This window comes from Neobacillus drentensis (assembly GCF_036966985.1).
Lineage (GTDB): Bacteria > Bacillota > Bacilli > Bacillales > Cytobacillaceae > Neobacillus > Neobacillus drentensis_E.
In genome coordinates this window covers 1-21667 of record NZ_JBALSN010000280.1, presented here as the reverse complement: position 1 = coordinate 21667, position 21667 = coordinate 1, and the positions used below count along the sequence as shown (strand labels likewise).

The window sequence follows — 21667 nt, the reverse complement described above, 5'->3', positions numbered from 1 at the left end:
GCTATACCTATACTAAGAGTAGTTTTGCCAACCCCACCCTTCATATTAATTAAAGATAAAACTTTCCCATTCTTTTCCTCGCTTGCCATACATTAATCCCCCTGTAATTTTTCCTTAGTTATCTACCTTATTTTATCCTTTATATTGGATTTCGTCTTTATAAAATATAAAATTTTGCCATTTCCTATACTCTTTTGACGACAATCACTTCCTCAAGGTTATGTACATTTCATTAACTTTCATCATGTTTTTTCTACGGGTTAGAATTCCTTTTATTCACAAGTTATAAATAAAGGACGAAACCATTTGGATTCCATCCTCTATCCTTGCTTAATATTTTCGCTTTAAACCAGTAACCATAGGGCTAATGGCAAACTTTCTATCTTTTTCCTCAGTTAGTTTTAAGAAGGCCCTAGACACACAATCTACCATATCGTCATGCACTCCGGGCTGCGGAAAACTTGTGATTTCATCAAGAAAATCATTGATCCACGGACCACGCACCAAATGTACATTACCATTTTCAGCCGCAGCAGAAACCGGATTGGCTCGGATCTCTTTTCTGCCAGTTGTTTTATGCCCTTTGAAGTCAAAACCCACCAAGACCTTTCGAGCATAATAATCAATAGTATTGACACCAGAACTCCCAGGCTCTTGTTCCATAAAGATTGGAATCCCTCTACCATCCTCCATAGCTGTACTATAAACAAATTGTTCTACACCCTTTGGAGTTAATCTATCTCTCCGTACATCCAAAATCCAATATTGACCGTCTTTTTGCAGGATTTTTGCTGAGGCACTATAATCCGGATCTGTTCCCTCTTTCGGCTCGGTCGCTGCTAGATCCCAATATCTAACGACTTTGCCATCCCTCGGGTAATCATCTACAATCTTAAACCAATGCCTTTTGAATTTATTGCCGTCCGGAAGAATGTCCCAATCCCCGTGCCTTAGCTGTGCACGAGTTAAATAATCTAACTCTAATAAACTATTTTCGTATTCTTCTGTATCTAAATAAGGGTTATCTTCTAGTGTAGCCGGAACAAATATCCTGCCTTTGCTCTGACCTTCTACTAGAAACCTTTGCCGAACCCAATTGTGCCCTCTGCCCCCAGGATTGGAAGCAATTCGGGCTCTTAACGGTACACTGGAACCTTTTAACCTGCGCAAACGAGAGAACAGATAACGATATTGTGCTTCCTCAAATTGCGTGCCTTCGTCAAAACCTATAAAATGAAATTCAGCACCCTGGTAATTGTACTTATCGTTTTCAGAAGCTAAATAACCGAATGTTAAGGTCGCTCCCGATGGAAATGTCCAGGTCTTAGCATTTTCAGACCAATGAGCATCGGTTGTATCCAACCATTGGTGAGCACGGTCCATTAACGCTCCCGGTAACGCCAAATCCTTGTAGGTTCTCCGGAATAGGATGGCCGAGTATCCTGGAACATCAACATATTGTAATGCTGCCATCAGAAGCGCATCGCTTTTCCCCCTCCTGCAGCTCCCCCATATAACGCCTCTTTATCCGGCAATAATAAAAACTCTGCCTGTTTGGGTGTTGGGTCGTGAGGAATATACCTATTCGTTATCACTGTCTCTTTCATCAACGCTGCTAATTCTTCCTCGCTCTGCGATTTTCTTATAAACTTCTTTATATTGGTCGACTCGTTGGAAAATGTCATACTCATGCTTTGCTTTCACCTCTCCAGTATGGTTAACCTCTGATATTTCTGTACTTTCACCATGGATTAATCGTCCTAGCTTTACCGCCGTTTCTATCCACTTGGCTAACTCATTTGGAGTCATGCCTTCCGGATTCATGGCATCAATCCCTTTTTTGATTTTCTTAAAAGCGGTGTAAATAACTTCGGTTTCCAACATTTTTATTTCCTTGTGCTGCAATTCCATTTCTTGAATTGCTTTTTTGTCCATATGCTGGTCAAATGCCCGAGCCCTCTCTACCCAACTGTGTTCCGAGCTCCAGCGTTCTAACAATCTGAGATTTTTCCCGGTTTTTTCCTGTACTTTACCCGTGCTCCTTGCAGGCCCCAGATCACGATAGATTCTAAATGCCTCAAATGCCCTTGAGCTCTCTCCTTCTAATTGCTCGTATGGAGCCTTTTTCATGGTTTCACCGCCCTTCTTCATAACCGCTGTAATTCATCCCTGGTCTTGTAATAAAGATGATGATGCATCCAAGTTGGCGAAAGCTGTTTATCTATGAAAATCGTATTGAATTTATAGCAGCTCTCAAATGACTTTAATGAGCCAATCACTGATGCTGGCTTCATCGCAGAACGATAATTATGGGTCAAAATATCTTCATACCCGTTTTTTTGCTCAACCATTAAAACAAAGTCGGTTTCCTGAGACCTTATCAACTCATTCTGAAAAGTAGTACGGTTATCCGCTTTAAAATTACCTATCAGCTCGTCTAAACTGTTTTTGCGTTCAATAGCTACTGGGATAAATAAGTCTCTTTGCAGCCCCATATCTTCGCATTTTGGAAGCATCGCGGAATAGTCACCTGTATCCAACTTTATAACCTTATAGGGAATCTTTTTTGAATCAAAATAATCTATAATGTGTTTGTTCTTCTGTTCTCTGGTATCAATCAATACCATGAGAGTAGACAAGAGTTTTTTTATTTCACTATCTGAATAACGATATTTCAGCATACAGTCACCGCCTATGAGGCATTTGTTACCTTTCCAGGGAAAATGTTTTTCTTAAAAAAGGCATGCTTGCATATAAAACTTTGGTAAGGGCTATGCACCGATTTTTATTTCTTGCTTATCAGAACTTGGGGTGATAACTATATAACTTATTTACACTATATAAGTTATATATATCTTTTAATTCTTTTATCTTTATTTAGCGTAACCTTTTTGCCCGATTATTCGGCCATTTTGGTTACGCTTGTTAATACCATAATTTGTAATTTTATTTTGAAATAGTGCATTTTGGTTACATTTGACTGATTTTGAATCGGGTATTTTGGTTACATTTGTCCTTGAACTTTTTGTATCTGAATGAGTGAAAGGTAGGTTACAAAATGTCCGAAAATAGATTGTCCATCGGTTTTACGGATAACATCAGACCTATCATTAAAAAACGGCTGAATGGATTGGTGCATTTCTTTGACGGTCAAATTTGACCCTAAAATCCGCTTTTTTTGTTCGGCGGTCAATATCGCTTTTTTGCCTGTCCTCTTGGCAAATATATCTTTAACATTGCAGATAACATCTTCTAAACTTTCTGCAGCTGGCATATCCTCAATTCCCGCTGCAACATCTTTATGTTTAATTCCCAACTCAGCAAACCGCTTTTCTTCGCCCTCTGCTCTTACCTTTTCTCTTAATTGGAATTGCTTTGTACGACTAAGGGGTAATATGTGAACCTCAACCCCCGTAATTTTGCCATGTCCTTTTTGAAAGTTAATTAATTTCATTGTTTTTAAATCTTCCAAATGCGTCTTGATTCGGGTGTATTTAATTTCTTGTGAAGTCATGCCCAACATTTTTCCAAACTCTCTTACGCTCACAGAGCCGCCCTCAAATTGCTCTATGTACTTACATAAGGCATAGACAACGATATGACGGTACTTGATTTCTTTGTCTTTTAACTTTTCAAACAACAAATTCTCGAACGTATAACGGTCAACCGGTACAAAAAACTTTTCTGTCGCTAAATTACGGATCGTGCTTGGTGCAGTATGCTTCCCATTCACGTTATAACCGCTTGTGTAATCAAAAATCCCGTATGCTGCCAGGTTATTTAAAGGTTTTGATACTTTAACCCTATTGGTGGATAATGCAGCAGCTAACCAGTAATGACTAAACCGCATTATTATCGCTTTCCCTGAGGAATTTCCTGCGGTTTCCTTTCTATTCATTTCGGATGATATGAGCATAAGTAGGACCTTTTCTAAATCCGTCAATTTGGTCACATATCCTTCATTTTTATATAACCATTGATATACTTTGAAAAAGTGTGATTGTTTCAAGATTTCACCACTAATTTCATATTTTTTAAGGTTGGATCACCTTTAAATTAGTCCAATAATTAACTACAAACTCGTGATCCTGACTATTGAATCCAATGTTAACCTAAGCATTTTTCTTCTTTTCATTAGACCAACGGTCAATGTAGTCCTGGACCTGTTTTCGGTTGAATACCCACTTCTTCCCTATTCGTATTGATGGAAAGTTTGGATCACTAAGGAATAGTTTTTCTATTGTGGGCCATGATAACGAGAGCATTTTACACAATTGCTTTGTATCCATTAGCATTGATTGAAGTTCGATTTTGTCTAATCGCTTTTGTACCTCAGCCAAATAAAGGGCCTTTAACTCATCATCATCCAGCTTTATTTCAAGCATGTTTCCACCTCACCCCTTGGTAAATCCATTTTAAAGTTCATCCAATCCCACTCCTTCTATCCTTTTTTCAATTCTGGTACAAAAATATTCGACTTGCTTATCTAGCGTAATAGCAATTTGTTGAATTGTAGAAGGACGTATTCTTTTTTTATTTCCTCTTTCAATTTCTCCAATGGTTTTTCTTGTTACGCCTGACTTTTCTGCAAGTTTTGATATTGTCCAGTCTTTTTCAACCCTTGCAATTTTTACTTTTGCTCCATCAATATTTAGGTACTGTTCATGCTTAACTTGTAGTGTACACTCCATAATCACACCTCCATTAATTACTCAATTCGGGTACAAATTAATAATAACAACCCGTTTTGAGTAATTAAAGTTGATTTTTGTACTCGAACTGTGTAATATTAAAGTGTAATTACTCAATAGGAGGAAAGTATTATGATTGGAGAACGGATCAGGGAACTAAGGAAAAGGAAAAACATGACTTTAAGGGAATTAGCTTCTGAATTGGGGATTCCTTTTACAACTCTAGGCAATTATGAACGTGGGGATCGAAGCCCTGATTTTGGCTTAGTTTTAGAAATAGCCAAATATTTTGGGGTTTCAATGGATTACCTTACAAGGGGGGATGACATTGTTAACTTTGATGAATACCAAGTTATTCGTTACACTGAAGACTTTAATCAAATGCTTAGTAAAGCTGAACCTAGTGTAAGAGAACAAATTTTAAAAATACATGATATATTATTTTTTCTAACGTGTGATCACGCCATCGGAAAGCAAGAGAATAAAGAGCTAGATCATTTACAGAAAATCTTTAATTCTATCCTTAAAGCGAAAAACGGCTTTGGAATGGGAATTAAAAAAGGTGGACTTTCACCATCGGAAAAATATGAACTTTTAAAATTAGCTCTAAAAGAAAAGGAAGAAATTGATAGATCCCTAAATGAACTTTTTGAAATTTATATTGAAAAATGATAAAGGAGCTAAGCTAACATGGCAAAATTCAGACAACGAGGGAAAACATGGAGTTATCATATTTATTTAGGGTTGGACCCACTCACTAAAAAACGAAAAGAGATATCTAAAGGTGGCTTTAAAACACAACGAGAAGCAAAGGCAGCAGCACGCCTTGTAGAATTAGAAATTCAAAATGGCACCTTTATCAAAGAATCCGATATATCTTTTGAGCAATTCGCCCAGGACTGGCTTAAAACATATGGTCACAGTGGCGTAAAGATTAGCAGCGTAAGAGCCAGGGAAAAGGAAATGAAGCATTTTATTAGTGTTTGGGGTCCGTATCCTATAAGCCGTATTACTAAGAAAATGTATGAGGAAAGGATCCTGGAATTAAACGAGAAATACAGCCATAATTATATGGATGGTATTCATGCTTGTGGAAGAATGATTTTTCGGAAAGCATTAACTCAAGGGCTAATAAAAAATAATCCTACTGAGGATTTCAAAATGCCTAAAAAGCAGCAAAGTGTTGAAGAACTGGAGAAAGCAGAAGAGAATATTGTCTTTCTTGAAAAAGAAGAGCTTGCCCATTTTCTTAAATTAGCCTATTCAGACGGGCTTGAAATGGATCATCTCGTCTTCACGGTACTTTCCTATACCGGATTACGAATAGGTGAATTACTGGCATTAAAATGGGGGGATTTTAACGAAAAGCAAGGTGCTATTCGAGTTACTAAAACCCTTTATAACCCTAACAATCATTTTGAAAAATATCAGCTTTTAACGCCAAAGACAAAGGGCTCTGTCCGTACAATCAAGATTGATGAAATGCTGATCAACATGTTAAAAAAGCATCGGTTTAAACAAAATGAGATTAAATTAAAAAACAGACTTGTTTACCAAGATAACGGATTTATTTTTGCCCGAGAGGATGGGCATCCACAATTAAGAAAAGTTGTTGAGACCCGGCTTAAAAGACTTCTGAAAAAGGCAGAAATAGAAAAGAACATTACTCCACACTCATTTAGACATACCCACACTTCATTATTGATTGAAGCTGGAGTTGGAATTAAAGAAATACAACAGCGACTTGGACATACAGATATTAATACTACAATGAATATCTATGCTCATATGACCGCCAATATGGATTAAAAGGCCTCCCAACAGTTTAGCAAACTGATGAAAGACCTTCTCCAATAGTTAGCTTTTTTGTCATAGGTTGCCGTGTTTTTATTAAAACGAGGACAAATCCGAGGACAAGAAAAGCATATTATCATTTTAAACGTTGATATAACAAGGTTTTAAAACCCTAATTACATCATGCCGCCCATTCCACCCATGCCGCCCATGTCAGGCATACCCATGCCTGAGCCAGCTGGTTCTGGTTTGTCAGCAACAACTGCTTCAGTTGTTAAGAACATAGCAGCTACAGATGCAGCGTTTTGTAATGCAGAACGAGTTACTTTAGTTGGGTCAACGATACCAGCTTGAATCATGTTTACCCATTCGCCGTTTGCAGCGTTGAAACCAGTGCCGATTTCTTCGCGCTTTAAGCGGTCAACGATAACAGATCCTTCAAGGCCAGCGTTGTGAGCGATTGTGCGGACAGGCTCTTCCATCGCACGTAATACGATGTTGATACCAGTTGCTACGTCGCCTTCAGCTTGGATTTCAGCTACTTTGCTGTATACGTTAAGAAGGGCTACACCACCACCAGATACGATACCTTCTTCAACTGCAGCGCGAGTAGAGTTTAATGCGTCTTCGATACGAAGTTTGCGCTCTTTTAATTCAGTCTCAGTTGCAGCACCAACTTTGATTACTGCCACACCGCCAGCTAATTTAGCTAAACGCTCTTGTAATTTTTCACGGTCAAATTCAGAAGTAGTTTCTTCTAATTGAACACGGATTTGGTTCACACGTGCAGCGATCTCATTAGTATCTCCTGCACCTTCAACGATTGTTGTATTTTCTTTAGTCACAACAACTTTAGCTGCACGACCTAAAGAGCCGATTTGAGTAGTTTTAAGTTCACGGCCTAACTCTTCAGTGATAACTTCCCCGCCAGTTAATGCTGCGATATCTTCAAGCATTGCTTTACGACGATCACCAAAGCCAGGAGCTTTAACCGCAACAGCATTGAATGTTCCGCGAAGCTTGTTAACTACTAAAGTAGAAAGTGCTTCACCTTCAACATCTTCAGCAACTAATAATAGTGGCTTGCCTTGTTGAACTACTTGCTCAAGAACTGGAAGGATTTCTTGAATGCTAGAAATCTTCTTATCAGTGATTAAGATATATGGATTTTCTAAGACAGCTTCCATTTTATCTGTGTTCGTTACCATGTATGCAGAAGTGTAACCACGGTCAAATTGCATACCTTCTACTACATCTAATTCAGTTGTGAAACCTTTAGATTCTTCAATTGTGATAACGCCGTCGTTGCCAACGCGCTCCATTGCTTCAGCAATTAATTGGCCTACTTCTTCGTCAGCAGCAGAGATAGAAGCAACTTGTGCGATTGATTCTTTGTTTTCGATTGGTTTAGAAATTGCTTTTAATTCTTGAACAGCAGTTGCAACAGCTTTTTCGATCCCTTTACGGATACCCATTGGGTTCGCACCAGCAGTTACGTTCTTTAGGCCTTCGCGAATCATCGCTTGAGCTAGAACAGTTGCAGTTGTTGTACCGTCACCAGCAACATCATTTGTTTTGCTTGCTACTTCAGCAACAAGTTTTGCACCCATGTTTTCGAATGCATCTTCTAATTCGATTTCTTTTGCAATTGTTACACCGTCATTTGTGATTAGTGGTGAACCGAATTTTTTCTCAAGAACCACGTTGCGTCCTTTAGGTCCAAGAGTAACTTTTACTGCATTTGCTAGAGCATCAACACCACTAAGCATTTTGCGGCGTGCATCTTCACTAAACATAATCTCTTTAGCCATTGTTTAAAAACCTCCTCATATTGTTTAACTGTTTATTGTAAACTTATCTATTTGTCAGGCTCAAACGCCCTATTATTAGTTATTAAAGGGCGCTGCACTTTTTCTAAATTAAGCGCCAACGACTGCAAGAATATCTGATTCGCGCAGGATTAAGTATTCAGTACCTTGATATTTAACTTCTGTACCGCCGTATTTTGAGAAGATAATACGATCACCTACAGAAACTTCAAGTGCTACACGCTCTCCGCTTTCAAGTACGCGGCCAGTACCAACGGCAACAACTTTTCCTTCTTGAGGCTTTTCTTTCGCTGAATCCGGTAATACGATCCCGCTTGCAGTTTTTTCTTCTGATTCAACAAGCTCAATGATAATACGATCACCTAATGGTCTTAACAAATCAAACAACCTCCTCAAAGATATATGTAATTCTGACTTATTAGCACTCTCATTTAATGAGTGCTAACACAATTATTATAATAATGAATCTCAAAATCTTTTGCAAGTGTGAAGCATAAAATTTTACAAAAAAAATTGAGAAGCAAAATCGTATAATGCTCCCTTCAGACAACCTTATAAAGTATGCGAAAAACACAGTATTCTATACCTATTTTGATAAAAGTATTTCTAAATTGAAACAATCCTGGTTTTAAGAGTAAAATGAAGAATAGTATAAATTAAGGTTTGAGCGATTTGGCATCCTTGAAAATGGATGATTATTAATGACTATTCGTCAAAATTTATAAAACGGAATCTAAAGGGGACTAGATATTTGAAACGGAATTATTGGATGATCATAATTGTTTACATCGCCATGCAGTTTTCCAGTCTAATCGGTGTACCACTCTTTTTGTATGGATTTAAATATTTTGGGATTAACCAAAGCCTTGCGGTTCCTTCATGGCTCCTCGCTAGTTTTACAATTGCCTTATTAATCATTCTTTTAATGCTGCGGAAGGAAATGAACGATCGCAGCTTTCGCAAGAAGGAAGGTTCAATTGGTCATTCAGTGATATGGGCTATTGCAGGCATCTTCCTTGCCCTTTTTGCCCAGTATGTTGCGGCAATCATTGAGAACCTATTAGGGGTGGAAATGGGTTCTGAAAACACAAAGGGTATTCTGAAGATTATCGAGGCTTTTCCCTTGGCGATCATTGTGACGAGTATCATTGGACCCATCTTAGAGGAGATCGTTTTTCGTAAAATCATTTTCGGATCGCTTCATAATCGCTATAACTTCTTTATCTCTGCACTTATTAGTTCGGTCATATTTGCCGCAGCACATATGGAATTCCAGCACATTTTGCTTTATTCCGCGATGGGCTTTACGTTCGCTTTTCTTTATGTCATGACTAAATCTATTTTCGTGCCAATATTTGCCCATGTCGCGATGAATACCATGGTTGTCTTGGTTCAGTCTATATATAAAGACGATATCGAACGACTGCAAAGACAAGCCGAGGCCGTTCAAAACTTTATCGGAGGATTTCTATGAGACGTTCACCACTGTTTTCCGGATTGATATACTTTCTACTTGGCGGTTTATTTACCTATTTCGCCATTGATCATGTTCAAAGTAACGGCTGGGGGTTTTTCAGCTACCTCCTTATATTATTAGCCACCTTTGACTTTGGCTCAGGACTAAAAATGATCATCTTTCACATCAAATACAAAGATCAGTTAAAGAAAAAGAAGCAGAAAAAAAATTAAGGTGTCAGGCACCATGTGAATTCTTCACATGGTGCCTGACACCTTTTTACAATTCGCTGATTGGAAGCTGAAATTCGCTGATTGGAAGTCCAAATTCGCCGATTAAACCCTCATATTCGCTGATTGGACAAGTAAATTCGCTGATAGAACAAATCGCAACATGAAAACCCCATAAAAAACAGGCAAAAAGAGCTTTTTCTTTACTAATATCCAGGACTGATCCTCATGAGTAAGTCCCAAACCACGAAAAAACTGACTCAAAAAAGGCTTTTTTTCACCTAATTTGAATCAGTTACTTTTTCAAACACTTATTTCGACTCTTGCCCCTTGTTAATGACCATCCGCTCTTTCCCAAGGATAAAGATAAATAGGAAAGCTAAACCTGCTGGGACGAGTGCCCATGTGAATGTGTGGACGATGGAATTTGAGAGCGCTTCTGTGATTTTGTCGAGAATTGGTGAGGGAATTAGTTTTCTTGCTTCCTCCGATAATAAGGCCCGCGAATCCCCGAAACTCTGTCCCTTTGGCATCGGTCCCATTCCTGCAAAAGCATTTTCCAATCCTTCTTTGAGGTCACTTCGTTGAATCGTACCAAAAATGGTGATTCCAATCGTCATTCCCAAGGAACGTATAAAATTACTTGTCGATGTGGCAGAGCCCCTTTGTTCCATTCCAAACGGATGAATCGCTGCCATACTTAACACAGAAAAGGAGAAGCCGACCCCTAAACCGATAATTATCATGTAAAGCGTCAATACTGCTCTCTGTGTATCCGGTGAAATCGTGCTCAATAACAATAAGCCGCCAATCAAAATCACTCCGGAGATAAACATGATGTTTCGGTAACTCATCTTTGTCGTTAAGAAGCCGCCCGTTTGTGCAGTAACGACCGAACCGAGCATCATTGGCAATAATATCAACCCAGAGTTGGTGGCCGTTCCGCCATACACCCCTTGCACAAAAATCGGGATGTAAACCGTTGCTGCCATAAATGCTGCCCCATAAAATAAGCCAACAATGGTACTGCCTGCAAACAAGCGGTTCCTAAACATCGAAAAGGATATAATCGGATCCTTCGCTTTAGTCTCCACAAATAAAAAGATTAAAAACAGAAGCCCAAATCCACCAAACAAGCTCAAAATCACCGTAGAATCCCAGTCATATTTCTGTCCCCCAAGTTCAAGCGCAAACATTAAACAAACAACCGCTCCCACCAAGGTTACAGCTCCCGACCAATCAATAATTTGTTTTTTGTGAATTGGAGATTCCTTATAGGCGATAGTAATAAAGATCAGTGAAAGAATCCCTAGAGGCATGTTAATATAGAAAATCCAATGCCAGCTGATATAGTCTGTTATATACGCGCCAAGCAATGGCCCAAAAATACTCGATAAGCCAAATACAGCCCCAAACAAACCGCCCATTTTTCCACGCTTCTCCGGTGGAAACAAGTCAAACATAATCGTAAAGGCAATCGGTACCAGCGCTCCGCCGCCAATTCCCTGGATCGCCCGATAAATGCTTAATTGCGTGATGGTTTCAGCTGTTCCACACAATGCCGAACCTGCCATAAACAGGATCAACCCAAAAATAAAGAATCTCTTTCGCCCATACATATCCGATAGCTTACCAAAGATAGGCATCCCCGCCATCTCAGCGACCATATACGCAGAAACAACCCAGACAAAGCTTTCTAGTCCTCCAAGATCGCCAACAATCGTTCCCATCGCTGTTACAACAATCGTATTATCCATCGAGGCCATCAAAATCCCCAGCAATAGCCCCGCAACCACTAATCCTAATTTACTTTCTTTCGTCACCATCACATTTCTCCCTTATATCTTTGTCGTTATTTTTACCGTTGCCTTTGAATCATGCGTGAAATCGTCCCTGTATTCCACCACTCTGATTTGACAGCCGGGGCCAATTTTCACCTTGTTACCGCGGACAATATCTGCTTTTGTATTTTCAAGATAAATGTCATCCCCTTCAATAACTTTCGCACTAAGGGACCCGATCTCTTTTCCAAAGGGCAGCAGTGTGTTACTCTTTTTTTTCACCGTTATTTTCCCGCCGCCGATTTCCTCGGCACTGCTCTGCCCGAAACGAAGACCAACCTTAATGGTATCCGCTGTCAGTAAGCCTTTAATCTCAAAACCGCCACTCGAGTCAAATGTCTCATATTCCACATCACCATTCACTGCAATACTTCCTTTAATGTTTGCCTCATCTCCAGTAAGTCCATCGCCGACTTCCAGCAATCCTAAAATCTTGATTTTTTTCAAGTGAGCATTGCCGCCGACCATCATCGTCCCCATCACAAGTGTATCCTCGGCTTCCATATTCCTTTTGACCTCAGCTTCACCAAATACTTTTACTGATCCTGTTTTAACATTTTCGGTAGCTTCACTTGTGCCATATACTTTGAAAGTCGAACATTCCACATCAGTCATAATGGTCCCTTCCCCGCGGATACTGATTTTATCATAACGGCCGCCAGGGTAGCTTCCCGATCCATTGATAATGAGATTTCCGTTCTTTTCCATCATCTCGCTTTTCCCTCCTATTAAATCTTTCTGTTTTCAGCAACAACGGCCTTTTTATCCATCGAAAATTCCTCGGTATATTCAACTAGACCAATCTGGCAATTTGGACCAATCGATACCTGGTTTCCGCGGACGATTTTGGCGGTAGTATTTTCGAGTTCAATTTTGTCCCCTTCGATTAATTCCGCTTCCAGCTGTGGTTTATAAAAGGATTTAAGCAAATTACCGACTAAGGATGAACCTTTCTGCTTAACCGTAATCGTTTGCCCGCCGATTTCTTTTGCTTTACATTCTCCAAACATCTTTATGTCGATATGGTCGGCATTTAGAAGTCCGCCAATCGTAAACTGCGATTCTGCTTTAAAGATTTCCGCTTCACAATCCTCCCCGACCGTAAAGGTCCCCTCAATTTTTATTTCCTCACTTTTGACCTTGCCGCCTATCGTTCCTTTACCAGAGATCTTTAGTTTTTCCACTGTTAGGTTTTTGTCGATCCGTGCTGATCCATCAATTGATAGGTTTTGGGCCTCGAGATTCCCTCTGAACCTCCCATTTCCGTTCACCTTTACTTTCTCAGAGATAACATTGCCATTAAGGATACCTGAACCATTACAATCAAGTTCCATACATTCTAAATCGCTGTTAATCGTCCCTCTGCCATTTAATGTAACAACGCGGAACTGCCCCCCGTTGGATGCACCGAAGCCATTAATCACCAAGTCTCCTCTGCTTTTCGTATCCATCGTCATTCTCCTTTAAAATAATTTCGCTTTAATCTCTTCCATGCACTTCATCAGCGAGAGCTGAGTGACTACCTTCGTGCTGTGTTCAAAATGAAATTCTTCTGCATTTATGAGTAACAGACAGGATGACATCCCCAACTTCCGAGTAATCACTAACTCGCAGCTTTTGGGGTTAATTAATGCTTTATGCTCCTTTAACACCTGTAAGACCATTTTTCCTTCCTCTAGGTTTATTTCACCCGATTGAAGCAATTTCTCTAAAACAAACACTTCCAGCATTCTTGTAAAATTAAAATCCAGACTGCCCTTTTCCTGTTCTAAGTAAAAATCGATAACGGCAGTCGAAACAATGTTACGTTTTATTAATTCATCTTTGCTATAATTTAAATATGCTACATTAGGAGAGAACATATCCGCTAGCTCATCTAAGGATAAGTTCTCCTTCATAGTTTGAATTTTTTCGATTCTTTCTAAGATCTTTTCCTTAGGAAAAAAAGTTTCTTGCCCTGTAAACGTAGACTTGCGCACAAACCATTCTTCCGGGATTAAGTCCTTTCGTTTCCATCTATATAACTGTCCATAGGATATACCCGCTAATTCTAATAGGTCTTTCTTTGAGATTAATTCCTCACTCATAATGAAAACCCCTTTCTACAAACAATGTAACATAACACTGTTACGCATGTAAAGTATATATGTAAATATTAGGTTGTCCTAATTAAAAAAAAGGCCCTTCACGTTGATTAACGCGAAAGACCTTTTAGAGCTTTTCTTTTCTAGTTTTCTTTAACTTATGAGTAAAATAGCTCCTGCTAAAATAGGGGTCAGGACCATCGCACTTTTTAATACAGGCTGAGGTGCAAAGTCTGTAAACTTGGCCCCAACATAAGAGCCAATCATGGTTCCTGCCACCACTTCAAATAACAGTGGAAAGTTCAAGTATCCCTGAAAATAATAGCCAACTCCCCCTGCTAAAGCAATCGGCAGAATAACTAGCATGGTTGTACCTACTGATTGTTTAAGTGTAAGTCCCAAAATTAAAAGCAATCCGATTTGAATGAACGGTGCAGCACCAATCCCAAATGTCCCAGACAACAATCCGGTAACCAATCCGACTAATGCCGCTTTCTTAATGAGAAGAAGGTTGTTCGATGCCTCTTTTTTGTAGTTTGCCTTTATTTTTTGAACAATAAATAAGCGTACGACCAAGATCACTGCTGATAGAAATAACATCCCTGCTGTTAACCAATGCAAAGAATGGATCGGAATCAAACCAGTTAGCTTTGAACCAAGATAGGATGCAACTGAACCAAAACCTCCTACAATTAGACCCGTTTTAATCGAGATATTTCCTTGTCGAAAATGACTATAGGCACCTGACAAGGTAGTAAACATCATAGCGGCTAAAGATGTCCCTAACGCTACATGGATGGGAACTCCAAAAACAACTGTTAAAATGGCAATAATAAAGCCAGAACCTCCTGCTCCGACAAATCCTAATAAAACCCCAAGTACAAACATAGTCAGCACGATCGCCAACTTCATCCCCTCCGATAGCAAAACCCTAGATGTCCCTCTAGGAAATGTATTATTTAATAGTCCTAATTTCAGGCTGATTTAAAATGAAAATAACAGGTTCATCTACTATTGTACTAAATAATTTAAAATCATATCTGAATCGCGTTTTAAACACACAAAAGAGCTTTCCACAAATTTGTGAAAAGCTCTTAACTAATTACTGTTCTTCTTCCTCTAATTCCACCGTCGGATAATGCTTTAAAAAATAAACAAGCGATTGTAGTTCCACTGCTAAGTCTATATGATGGACCCTAATTTGTGGAGGAACATTTAAGCGTGCTGGCGTAAAGTTTAATATCCCTTTTACATTCGAACTCACCAGTCGATCAGTAATCATCTGTGCAACTGGGGCTGGAACCGTTAATATCGCAACGGAAATATCTCCCTCAGATAAAACCTTCTCTAATTCATCCATATGATAAACCGGGACTTCACGAATTGTCGTTCCCATTTTTTCTGGATCGACATCAAAGGCACATTCTATTTTCGTGTTATTATTTTTTAAAAAATTATAGTTTAAAAATGCGGTGCCCAGATTCCCTACCCCTATTAAGGCAACCTTTGTTAATTCATCCTGGTCCAAGGTTTTACGAAAGAAGGAAATCAAATAATTGACATTATATCCATAACCTTTTTTTCCTAATGCCCCGAAATAAGAAAAATCGCGGCGAATCGTGGCTGAGTCTACCTTTACGGCTTCACTTAGTTCGGCTGATGAAACCCTTTGCTTACCGGAAGAATGCAGGTTTTTAAGAAATCGGTAATAAAGGGGCAGCCGTTTGGCTGTCGCCTGTGGTATTTTCATTGTTTCATTACTCATAATCTCCCACACCCCATGGATAATTTAGTTAAAAATCATTTAACTTTTTCATTTCTCTTAAAATCACCATTTTTACCACCCGTTTTTTCGACAAGATATGTAGGTCCAATCACCATACCTTTATCAACGGCTTTACACATATCATAAACCGTTAAAGCACATGCTGAAGCAGCTGTTAACGCTTCCATTTCCACTCCTGTATTCCCCTTGGTTTTAACGGCTGCAGAAATATTTAAACGATAATTCTCTTCAGATTCCTGTTCCCAAGAAAAAGAAATATTAACCCCTGTTAAGGGAATCGGATGACACATCGGAATCAAATCCCACGTCTTCTTTGCTGCCATGACCGCAGCTACCTGAGCCACTGCTAAGACATCGCCTTTTTTTATCTCGTTATTCGTAATTCTATCGTAAATTTCTTTCTTAACAATAATACTGGAATGAGCAAGTGCCGTCCGTGCCGTTTCTGGCTTATCACTGACATCGACCATTTTTGCTCGGCCTTCTTCATTAAAATGCGTAAATTCTGCCATATAAAAAATCCTCCCTTCAAATCATACACTATTTTTCCTTATCTGTCTGTGAAACTTTGAGCGAAAATCAAGGTTTTTGTCGATTTTAAGACTTTCAGCCACCTAATCTGCATCGCAGTTTATTGCCGACCTACGGGGAATAAGGTACACTAAACCTATGTATAGAGGTGAATAAGAATGATTTTGTTACAGGTTAATCAACTACAAAAATATTATGGTGCTGACCTTATTTTATCGAATATTAAATTAGAATTACAAACTCGAGACCGTGTGGCTCTAGTTGGGCGCAATGGTGCAGGAAAATCGACATTATTGAAGATTATTGCTGGTCACTTGTCGCATGATGGCGGTGAAATCATCAAGCCAAAAGAAGTAATGATTGGCTATTTAGCACAAAATACGGGTTTAGAGTCCACTTTGTCAATATGGGACGAGATGCTGACGGTTTTTGAACCGCTGCGGTTAATGGAAAAGTCACTCCGAACCCTTGAAGAACAAATGGCCGACCCCCATGTATTTGAAGACAATGGAAGATACGAGAGAATCCTGAAAGAGTACGACCATCTTCAAGTGAAATTTAAGGAGCAGGGTGGATATCAATACGAGGCAGAGCTTCGTTCGGTCCTTCATGGGTTAAATTTTCCAGACAAGACCTTAATGATATCCAGCTTAAGCGGTGGGCAGAAAACGCGGCTTGCTCTTGGTAAGCTGCTATTAACCAAGCCTGATATCTTAATATTGGACGAGCCGACCAACCATCTCGATATTGATACACTTTCCTGGCTGGAGCAATATTTGCAAAGTTATCACGGGGCTATTTTAATTGTCTCCCATGACCGCTATTTTTTAGATAAAGTGGTTACCCAGGTCTATGAGGTCTCCCGCAAGCAAATCCAACGCTTCACAGGCAACTATAGTTCCTACCTTGATCAGAAAGCGGCCAATTATGATCGTGATTTAAAGCTTTTTGAAAAACAACAGCAAGAGGTGGCGGATCTTCAGGATTTTATCAACCGGAATTTAGCACGTGCATCAACGACCAAACGTGCTCAAAGCCGTCGCAAAAAGTTAGAGAAGATGGAACTGATGGACCGCCCTTTAGGGGATGAAAAGTCGGCAACCTTTTCGTTTGAAATTGAAAAACAAAGCGGCAATGACGTGTTAACAGTTGATTCCCTTGCTGTCGGTTATCAGGGGGAAAAGGTTTCAGAGGCCATTTCTTTTCGTGCCTATAAAGGAGAGAGCATTGCCTTAGTGGGCCCAAATGGAATCGGTAAATCAACCTTATTAAAAACCATTATTAAAAAGCTGCCTGCCCTAGACGGAACCATTCTCTATGGAACAAACCTTTCCATCGGATATTACGATCAGGAACAGGCGGAATTAACTTCCAACAAGCGTGTGTTGAATGAGCTCTGGGATGACTACCCGTTAAAAAACGAAAAAGAGATTCGAACAGTTCTTGGTAATTTCTTATTTTCCGGTGATGATGTCTTGAAAATTGTCTCTACTTTAAGTGGCGGGGAAAAAGCTCGACTTGCTTTAGCTAAGCTTATGTTGGAAAAAGCCAATGTTTTAATTTTGGATGAGCCTACTAACCATTTGGATTTAGATAGCAAGGAAGTTCTTGAGAATGCATTAATCGATTACCCTGGCACGATTCTCTTTGTCTCACATGACAGGTATTTTATTAACCGAATTGCCACAAAGGTCTTAGAACTGAGCCGCCATGGCAGTACAGAGTATTTAGGGGATTATGATTATTATGTTGAGAAGAAATTGGAGCAGGAAGAACTTGCTGCCCTAGCACTAGCGGATTTTAAAATGGGTTCTTCACAATCGGAGGCATTTGAGAAAAATACTTATCAACAGGATAAGGAAAGTAAGAAACAAGAACGTCAGCGAAAACGAAAATTAGAAGAAGTGGAACAAAGAATAGGAGAACTGGAAGAACAAATTCAGGAATTCGAACAGCAACTATGTGATCCTGATATCTTTCAAAATCATGAAAAAGTATTAGAAATCAACTTAAAAAATGAAAAAGCCAAAGCGGAACTCGAGCAACTAATGGAAGCATGGGCGGAGCTGGCAGAGTAAAAACCGAGCAGTGCTCGGTTTTTTCTTTCTAATAAGACATATATCGACAACATTCGATAAATGCACTTTTTAAAAAAATTATTCACTTTTCCACAAGCTTATTCACATTGTAAACAAAGTCTTTTCAATGCCTTTTTCACTTTTCCACAATATCCACAGTAAAACCTCAACTTATCCACATTATACACAGCATAAAGGCCACTTATCCACATTTATGATGATGCCCACAATTTCAAAAAAAATCTTATCAACAAAAAAACTCTTCTTATCCAGAAGAGTTTTTAATTATATAATTCAATATCAAGTCCAGGATTGGCGTTTAACGTCAAATTTGCTCGAATTCCCTTTTCAAACATCACACTACCCGCCGCAGCAATCATTGCAGCATTATCTGTGCATAACGATAATGGTGGGATGACTAATTCAATCCCAGGTTTCTGTGAAAAAACCTTCTCTAACGCCTGTCTAAGTCCTTTATTTGCGGCAACCCCGCCAGCAATTAAAACTTGCTCCACACCGTATTCCGCGACAGCCTTTTCTGTTTTTGTGACTAACACTTCAATGACGCTGTCTTGAAAACTTGCAGCCAAGTCTTCAGGGGCAATCACCTCTCCGCGTTGCTCAGCATTATGGACCGTATTAATAACTGCAGACTTTAATCCGCTAAAACTAAAATCATAGGAGCCTTCCTCCAGCCATGCCCGAGGTAAGTTAATCGTCGGATTTCCAGTCTGCGCCAAGCGGTCAATATGAGGTCCGCCAGGGTACGGCATATTCAATGTACGCGCTACCTTGTCGTAGGCTTCCCCTGCAGCGTCGTCCCTTGTTTCCCCAATCACCTCAAAATGACCATGTTCCTTCATATACACCAGCTCTGTGTGCCCGCCTGAAACGACGAGAGCAAGGAGCGGGAATTTCATTTCGGTTACCAGACGATTTGCATAAATATGTCCGGCAATATGGTGAACGGGAACTAATGGTTTATTTTGAGCAAAAGCTAATGCCTTCGCAGCATTTACCCCGATTAACAGGGCACCGACTAGCCCAGGTCCCTCTGTGACAGCAATTGCATCAATCTCAGCAAACGTAATATTTGCTTGTTTTAATGCTTCCTCCGTAACAATGGTAATTTGCTCAACATGGTGGCGGGAAGCAATCTCCGGGACAACACCGCCAAAACGTTTATGACTTTCAATCTGCGATGCCACAACATTCGCAACGATTTCACGGCCATTTTTAATGATTGCGACAGCAGTCTCATCACAACTTGTTTCAATTCCCATAATCCATTGATCTTTTATCATAAATTTACCCACATCACTAAACCATCTTCCTGATTATCAGAATAATAATTTTTACGGATTCCTCCATTTTGAAAGCCTAGCTTTCGATATAGAGATTGTGCCACATGATTGGTCACACGCACTTCAAGTGTCATGCTCTTTGCTCCCATCTCCCGGGCTACTGACATCATTTTTCGCAATATAGCTTCCCCCAGTTTCCGGCCCCTAAATTCAGGCAAGATCGCTACATTCGTAACATGGGCTTCGTCAATGACAATCCATGCCCCGCAGTATCCAAGAATTTTATTATTTTCTTCTAAAACAATATAAACAGCGAATCGATTATTGTGTAATTCATTATAGAAAGCATCACGACTCCATGGAGTTGTAAAGGATGCATGCTCTACTTCTAAGATTTGGTCAATATCCTCTTCCCTCATGTTACGAAAAACAAATGAATCTACCATAACTCTCTATTCCTATCCATTTCATATTTTTCCTTTCGCTTCTAACCATTTCGCTTCTGCTTCAGCTAAACGGATATAATTCGGAACAAAAGAATGTATGTCCTCTCCAGGTTTATCCTTGCCAAGAAGGGCAAGCTCAGATGGACGAGGGTTATGTTCCGTAATCGCTGCAAAAACAGCCTGAGATCCCAAATGGTCAGCGATTGTTGCTTGATGGAATGATAAATCATTCCCGATAAATAAGATTGATTTACCGGCCCCTTTTAGAGACTCTGCCCAATCCGCTAACATGACCAAGCGATCCTCTTGAACCGTTAGGAATTCACTGCCATGATTTTGGTATAATCCCGTATACACTTGTCCCCTTCTGGCATCAAATAGAGGCGATACATAGCCATCAAAATAACGGCTGACACCTGATGCTAGGATTTCAAGGCTTGAAATACCGACAAGTGGAATGTTTAGGGTCCAGGCTAACGTTTTAGCAATGGTAACCCCAATTCGAACTCCTGTGTAGGAGCCTGGTCCTTTGGCTACCACAATCTTCGTTATATCAGCAGGAACCCGCTCACAATCTTTCATCAGTGTTTGAATAGCAGGCATAATTCGAACTGAATGGTTCTTTTTTAAATTGGTGATGTATTCACCAAGTACTTGGTTGTCTTCTAAAAGCGCAACTCCTAATGCATAATTAGAAGTATCAATCGCTAATATGGTCATGAAAATGTCTCCTTACATAATTGCTCATATCTTTTTCCTTGTGGTTTGAAAACCATTCGTCTTTGGTCCCCTTCTTCACGATACAAGAAGATGGTTAGTCTTTCCTCGGGAAGCTGCTCTTCAATCAAATGGGCCCATTCAACTACCGTCACTCCGTCCCCTTCAAAGTACTCATCAAATCCAAGGTCTTCAAAGGCATCCGCAACCCGATAGACATCCATATGATATAATGGCAATTTTCCTTTATATTCTTTAATAATGGTAAATGTCGGGCTGTTGACGGTTTTCTTAATTTCTAAGCCTTTAGCCAACCCTTTGGTGAAGGTTGTCTTTCCTGCACCTAAATCACCTTCCAGTGCTATGACATCCCCTGGTTGTAAGCGTCCAGCCAATCTTTCGGCAAATAGGGAAGTCTCCTCAGAATCCGTTGTAATTCGTTCGAATTGTTTCATTCAATCACCTTTTTATTTTAACATCGTGGCACATATCTTCATTTTACCTTATTTATCTGCAAAAAAACCTTAGGATAGCTCCTAAGGGTACCTATTTCATATGTAGTTTACCTGATTTTTTACAATTGAGCAAAAAAAGGCATAAAAAAAAGACGAAACCTTGTTTCGTACTCATTTTACAATATAAATGGCGGTCCGGACGGGACTCGAACCCGCGACCTCCTGCGTGACAGGCAGGCATTCTAACCAACTGAACTACCGGACCAAATTGCGGGGACAGGATTTGAACCTGCGACCTTCGGGTTATGAGCCCGACGAGCTACCAGACTGCTCCACCCCGCGACAATAAAAATTAGTGCACCATAATATTATATTACTAAACCAAGTAATTATACATGGTTTTTTAAACCGCCTGGCAACGTCCT

The 21667-nt window shown here is 39.7% G+C and carries 24 protein-coding genes and 2 tRNA genes; 5 read left to right on the top strand and 21 right to left on the bottom strand.

Going from position 1 to position 21667, the window contains the following annotated elements; all coding sequences use genetic code 11:
• Positions 1 to 330: 330 nt before the first annotated feature.
• From terL to V7659_RS18695, 6 genes are all read right to left on the bottom strand, one after another.
• The gene (gene terL, locus V7659_RS18720) at positions 331 to 1515 is read right to left on the bottom strand and encodes a phage terminase large subunit (RefSeq protein ID WP_335541333.1); all 1185 of its coding nucleotides are present in this window, start codon (positions 1513 to 1515) and stop codon (positions 331 to 333) included.
• Between the two features lie 66 nt (positions 1516 to 1581).
• Positions 1582 to 2130 carry a hypothetical protein gene (locus V7659_RS18715; protein ID WP_335541330.1) on the bottom strand — a complete coding sequence of 183 codons (549 nt, stop codon included), beginning with the start codon at positions 2128 to 2130 and terminating at the stop codon, positions 1582 to 1584.
• 17 nt (positions 2131 to 2147) lie between these two features.
• On the bottom strand, positions 2148 to 2681 hold the full coding sequence (locus V7659_RS18710; RefSeq protein ID WP_335541328.1) for an ERCC4 domain-containing protein: 534 nt from the start codon (positions 2679 to 2681) through the stop codon (positions 2148 to 2150).
• 323 nt (positions 2682 to 3004) lie between these two features.
• On the bottom strand, positions 3005 to 4009 hold the full coding sequence (locus V7659_RS18705) for a hypothetical protein (protein WP_335541326.1): 1005 nt from the start codon (positions 4007 to 4009) through the stop codon (positions 3005 to 3007).
• A 103-nt stretch (positions 4010 to 4112) separates the two neighbouring features.
• Positions 4113 to 4385 (bottom strand): helix-turn-helix domain-containing protein, encoded by a 273-nt coding sequence (locus tag V7659_RS18700; protein WP_335541324.1) that lies wholly within the window; start codon positions 4383 to 4385, stop codon positions 4113 to 4115.
• 30 nt (positions 4386 to 4415) lie between these two features.
• Positions 4416 to 4691 (bottom strand): helix-turn-helix domain-containing protein, encoded by a 276-nt coding sequence (locus V7659_RS18695; protein WP_335541323.1) that lies wholly within the window; start codon positions 4689 to 4691, stop codon positions 4416 to 4418.
• A 132-nt stretch (positions 4692 to 4823) separates the two neighbouring features.
• Here V7659_RS18695 and V7659_RS18690 point away from each other — a divergent pair, with 132 nt between their 5' ends.
• Positions 4824 to 5363: a helix-turn-helix domain-containing protein gene (locus V7659_RS18690; RefSeq protein WP_335541321.1), complete on the top strand. Its 540-nt coding sequence runs from the start codon at positions 4824 to 4826 to the stop codon at positions 5361 to 5363.
• 18 nt (positions 5364 to 5381) lie between these two features.
• Positions 5382 to 6500 carry a site-specific integrase gene (locus tag V7659_RS18685; RefSeq protein ID WP_335541320.1) on the top strand — a complete coding sequence of 373 codons (1119 nt, stop codon included), beginning with the start codon at positions 5382 to 5384 and terminating at the stop codon, positions 6498 to 6500.
• Between the two features lie 161 nt (positions 6501 to 6661).
• On the opposite strand, the gene groL is transcribed toward V7659_RS18685, so the two are convergent.
• Complete coding sequence (groL, locus tag V7659_RS18680) at positions 6662 to 8296, bottom strand: chaperonin GroEL (RefSeq protein WP_026565251.1); 1635 nt, start codon at positions 8294 to 8296, stop codon at positions 6662 to 6664.
• A 108-nt stretch (positions 8297 to 8404) separates the two neighbouring features.
• On the bottom strand, positions 8405 to 8692 hold the full coding sequence (groES, locus tag V7659_RS18675; RefSeq protein ID WP_026565252.1) for a co-chaperone GroES: 288 nt from the start codon (positions 8690 to 8692) through the stop codon (positions 8405 to 8407).
• A 373-nt stretch (positions 8693 to 9065) separates the two neighbouring features.
• Between groES and V7659_RS18670 the strand changes: the two genes are divergently transcribed.
• Both V7659_RS18670 and V7659_RS18665 read left to right on the top strand, forming a co-directional pair.
• Positions 9066 to 9788 carry a CPBP family intramembrane glutamic endopeptidase gene (locus V7659_RS18670; RefSeq protein ID WP_335541318.1) on the top strand — a complete coding sequence of 241 codons (723 nt, stop codon included), beginning with the start codon at positions 9066 to 9068 and terminating at the stop codon, positions 9786 to 9788.
• The gene (locus V7659_RS18665; RefSeq protein WP_335541316.1) at positions 9785 to 10003 is read left to right on the top strand and encodes a YdiK family protein; all 219 of its coding nucleotides are present in this window, start codon (positions 9785 to 9787) and stop codon (positions 10001 to 10003) included. Before V7659_RS18670 ends, V7659_RS18665 begins: the two co-directional genes overlap by 4 nt.
• A gap of 308 nt (positions 10004 to 10311) precedes the next feature.
• Here the strand turns inward: V7659_RS18665 and V7659_RS18660 are convergent, their stop codons facing one another.
• From V7659_RS18660 to moaC, 7 genes are all read right to left on the bottom strand, one after another.
• On the bottom strand, positions 10312 to 11826 hold the full coding sequence (locus V7659_RS18660) for an MDR family MFS transporter (RefSeq protein WP_335541314.1): 1515 nt from the start codon (positions 11824 to 11826) through the stop codon (positions 10312 to 10314).
• A gap of 12 nt (positions 11827 to 11838) precedes the next feature.
• Entirely contained in the window at positions 11839 to 12552 is a 714-nt protein-coding gene (locus V7659_RS18655) for a cytoplasmic protein (protein ID WP_420491745.1), read from the bottom strand.
• Between the two features lie 17 nt (positions 12553 to 12569).
• Positions 12570 to 13292, bottom strand: coding sequence for a polymer-forming cytoskeletal protein (locus tag V7659_RS18650; protein ID WP_335541312.1), 723 nt, complete (start codon positions 13290 to 13292; stop codon positions 12570 to 12572).
• 12 nt (positions 13293 to 13304) lie between these two features.
• On the bottom strand, positions 13305 to 13928 hold the full coding sequence (locus V7659_RS18645) for a YhbD family protein (protein WP_335541310.1): 624 nt from the start codon (positions 13926 to 13928) through the stop codon (positions 13305 to 13307).
• Positions 13929 to 14078: 150 nt separating this feature from the next.
• A complete protein-coding gene (locus V7659_RS18640; RefSeq protein ID WP_335541309.1) occupies positions 14079 to 14831 on the bottom strand; it encodes a sulfite exporter TauE/SafE family protein in 753 nt (250 codons plus the stop codon).
• Between the two features lie 196 nt (positions 14832 to 15027).
• The gene (locus V7659_RS18635) at positions 15028 to 15690 is read right to left on the bottom strand and encodes a redox-sensing transcriptional repressor Rex (protein WP_335541307.1); all 663 of its coding nucleotides are present in this window, start codon (positions 15688 to 15690) and stop codon (positions 15028 to 15030) included.
• A 35-nt stretch (positions 15691 to 15725) separates the two neighbouring features.
• Positions 15726 to 16223 (bottom strand): cyclic pyranopterin monophosphate synthase MoaC, encoded by a 498-nt coding sequence (gene moaC / locus V7659_RS18630; protein ID WP_335541305.1) that lies wholly within the window; start codon positions 16221 to 16223, stop codon positions 15726 to 15728.
• Positions 16224 to 16400: 177 nt separating this feature from the next.
• On the opposite strand from moaC, the gene V7659_RS18625 reads away from it, so the two are divergent.
• On the top strand, positions 16401 to 18320 hold the full coding sequence (locus V7659_RS18625) for an ABC transporter ATP-binding protein (RefSeq protein ID WP_335541304.1): 1920 nt from the start codon (positions 16401 to 16403) through the stop codon (positions 18318 to 18320).
• 281 nt (positions 18321 to 18601) lie between these two features.
• On the opposite strand, the gene tsaD is transcribed toward V7659_RS18625, so the two are convergent.
• The 6 genes from tsaD to V7659_RS18595 all read right to left on the bottom strand — a co-directional run bounded on the left by tsaD (position 18602) and on the right by V7659_RS18595 (position 21584).
• The gene (tsaD, locus tag V7659_RS18620) at positions 18602 to 19624 is read right to left on the bottom strand and encodes a tRNA (adenosine(37)-N6)-threonylcarbamoyltransferase complex transferase subunit TsaD (RefSeq protein ID WP_335541303.1); all 1023 of its coding nucleotides are present in this window, start codon (positions 19622 to 19624) and stop codon (positions 18602 to 18604) included.
• Positions 19621 to 20070: a ribosomal protein S18-alanine N-acetyltransferase gene (rimI, locus tag V7659_RS18615; RefSeq protein ID WP_335541301.1), complete on the bottom strand. Its 450-nt coding sequence runs from the start codon at positions 20068 to 20070 to the stop codon at positions 19621 to 19623. The genes tsaD and rimI overlap by 4 nt, the downstream gene beginning before the upstream one ends.
• Positions 20071 to 20091: 21 nt before the next feature.
• Positions 20092 to 20790: a tRNA (adenosine(37)-N6)-threonylcarbamoyltransferase complex dimerization subunit type 1 TsaB gene (gene tsaB / locus V7659_RS18610; protein WP_335541298.1), complete on the bottom strand. Its 699-nt coding sequence runs from the start codon at positions 20788 to 20790 to the stop codon at positions 20092 to 20094.
• A complete protein-coding gene (gene tsaE, locus V7659_RS18605; protein WP_335541297.1) occupies positions 20787 to 21242 on the bottom strand; it encodes a tRNA (adenosine(37)-N6)-threonylcarbamoyltransferase complex ATPase subunit type 1 TsaE in 456 nt (151 codons plus the stop codon). The genes tsaB and tsaE overlap by 4 nt, the downstream gene beginning before the upstream one ends.
• 188 nt (positions 21243 to 21430) lie before the next feature.
• A tRNA-Asp gene (locus tag V7659_RS18600) sits at positions 21431 to 21507 on the bottom strand.
• A gap of 3 nt (positions 21508 to 21510) precedes the next feature.
• A tRNA-Met gene (locus V7659_RS18595) sits at positions 21511 to 21584 on the bottom strand.
• Between the last annotated feature and the right edge of the window lie 83 nt (positions 21585 to 21667).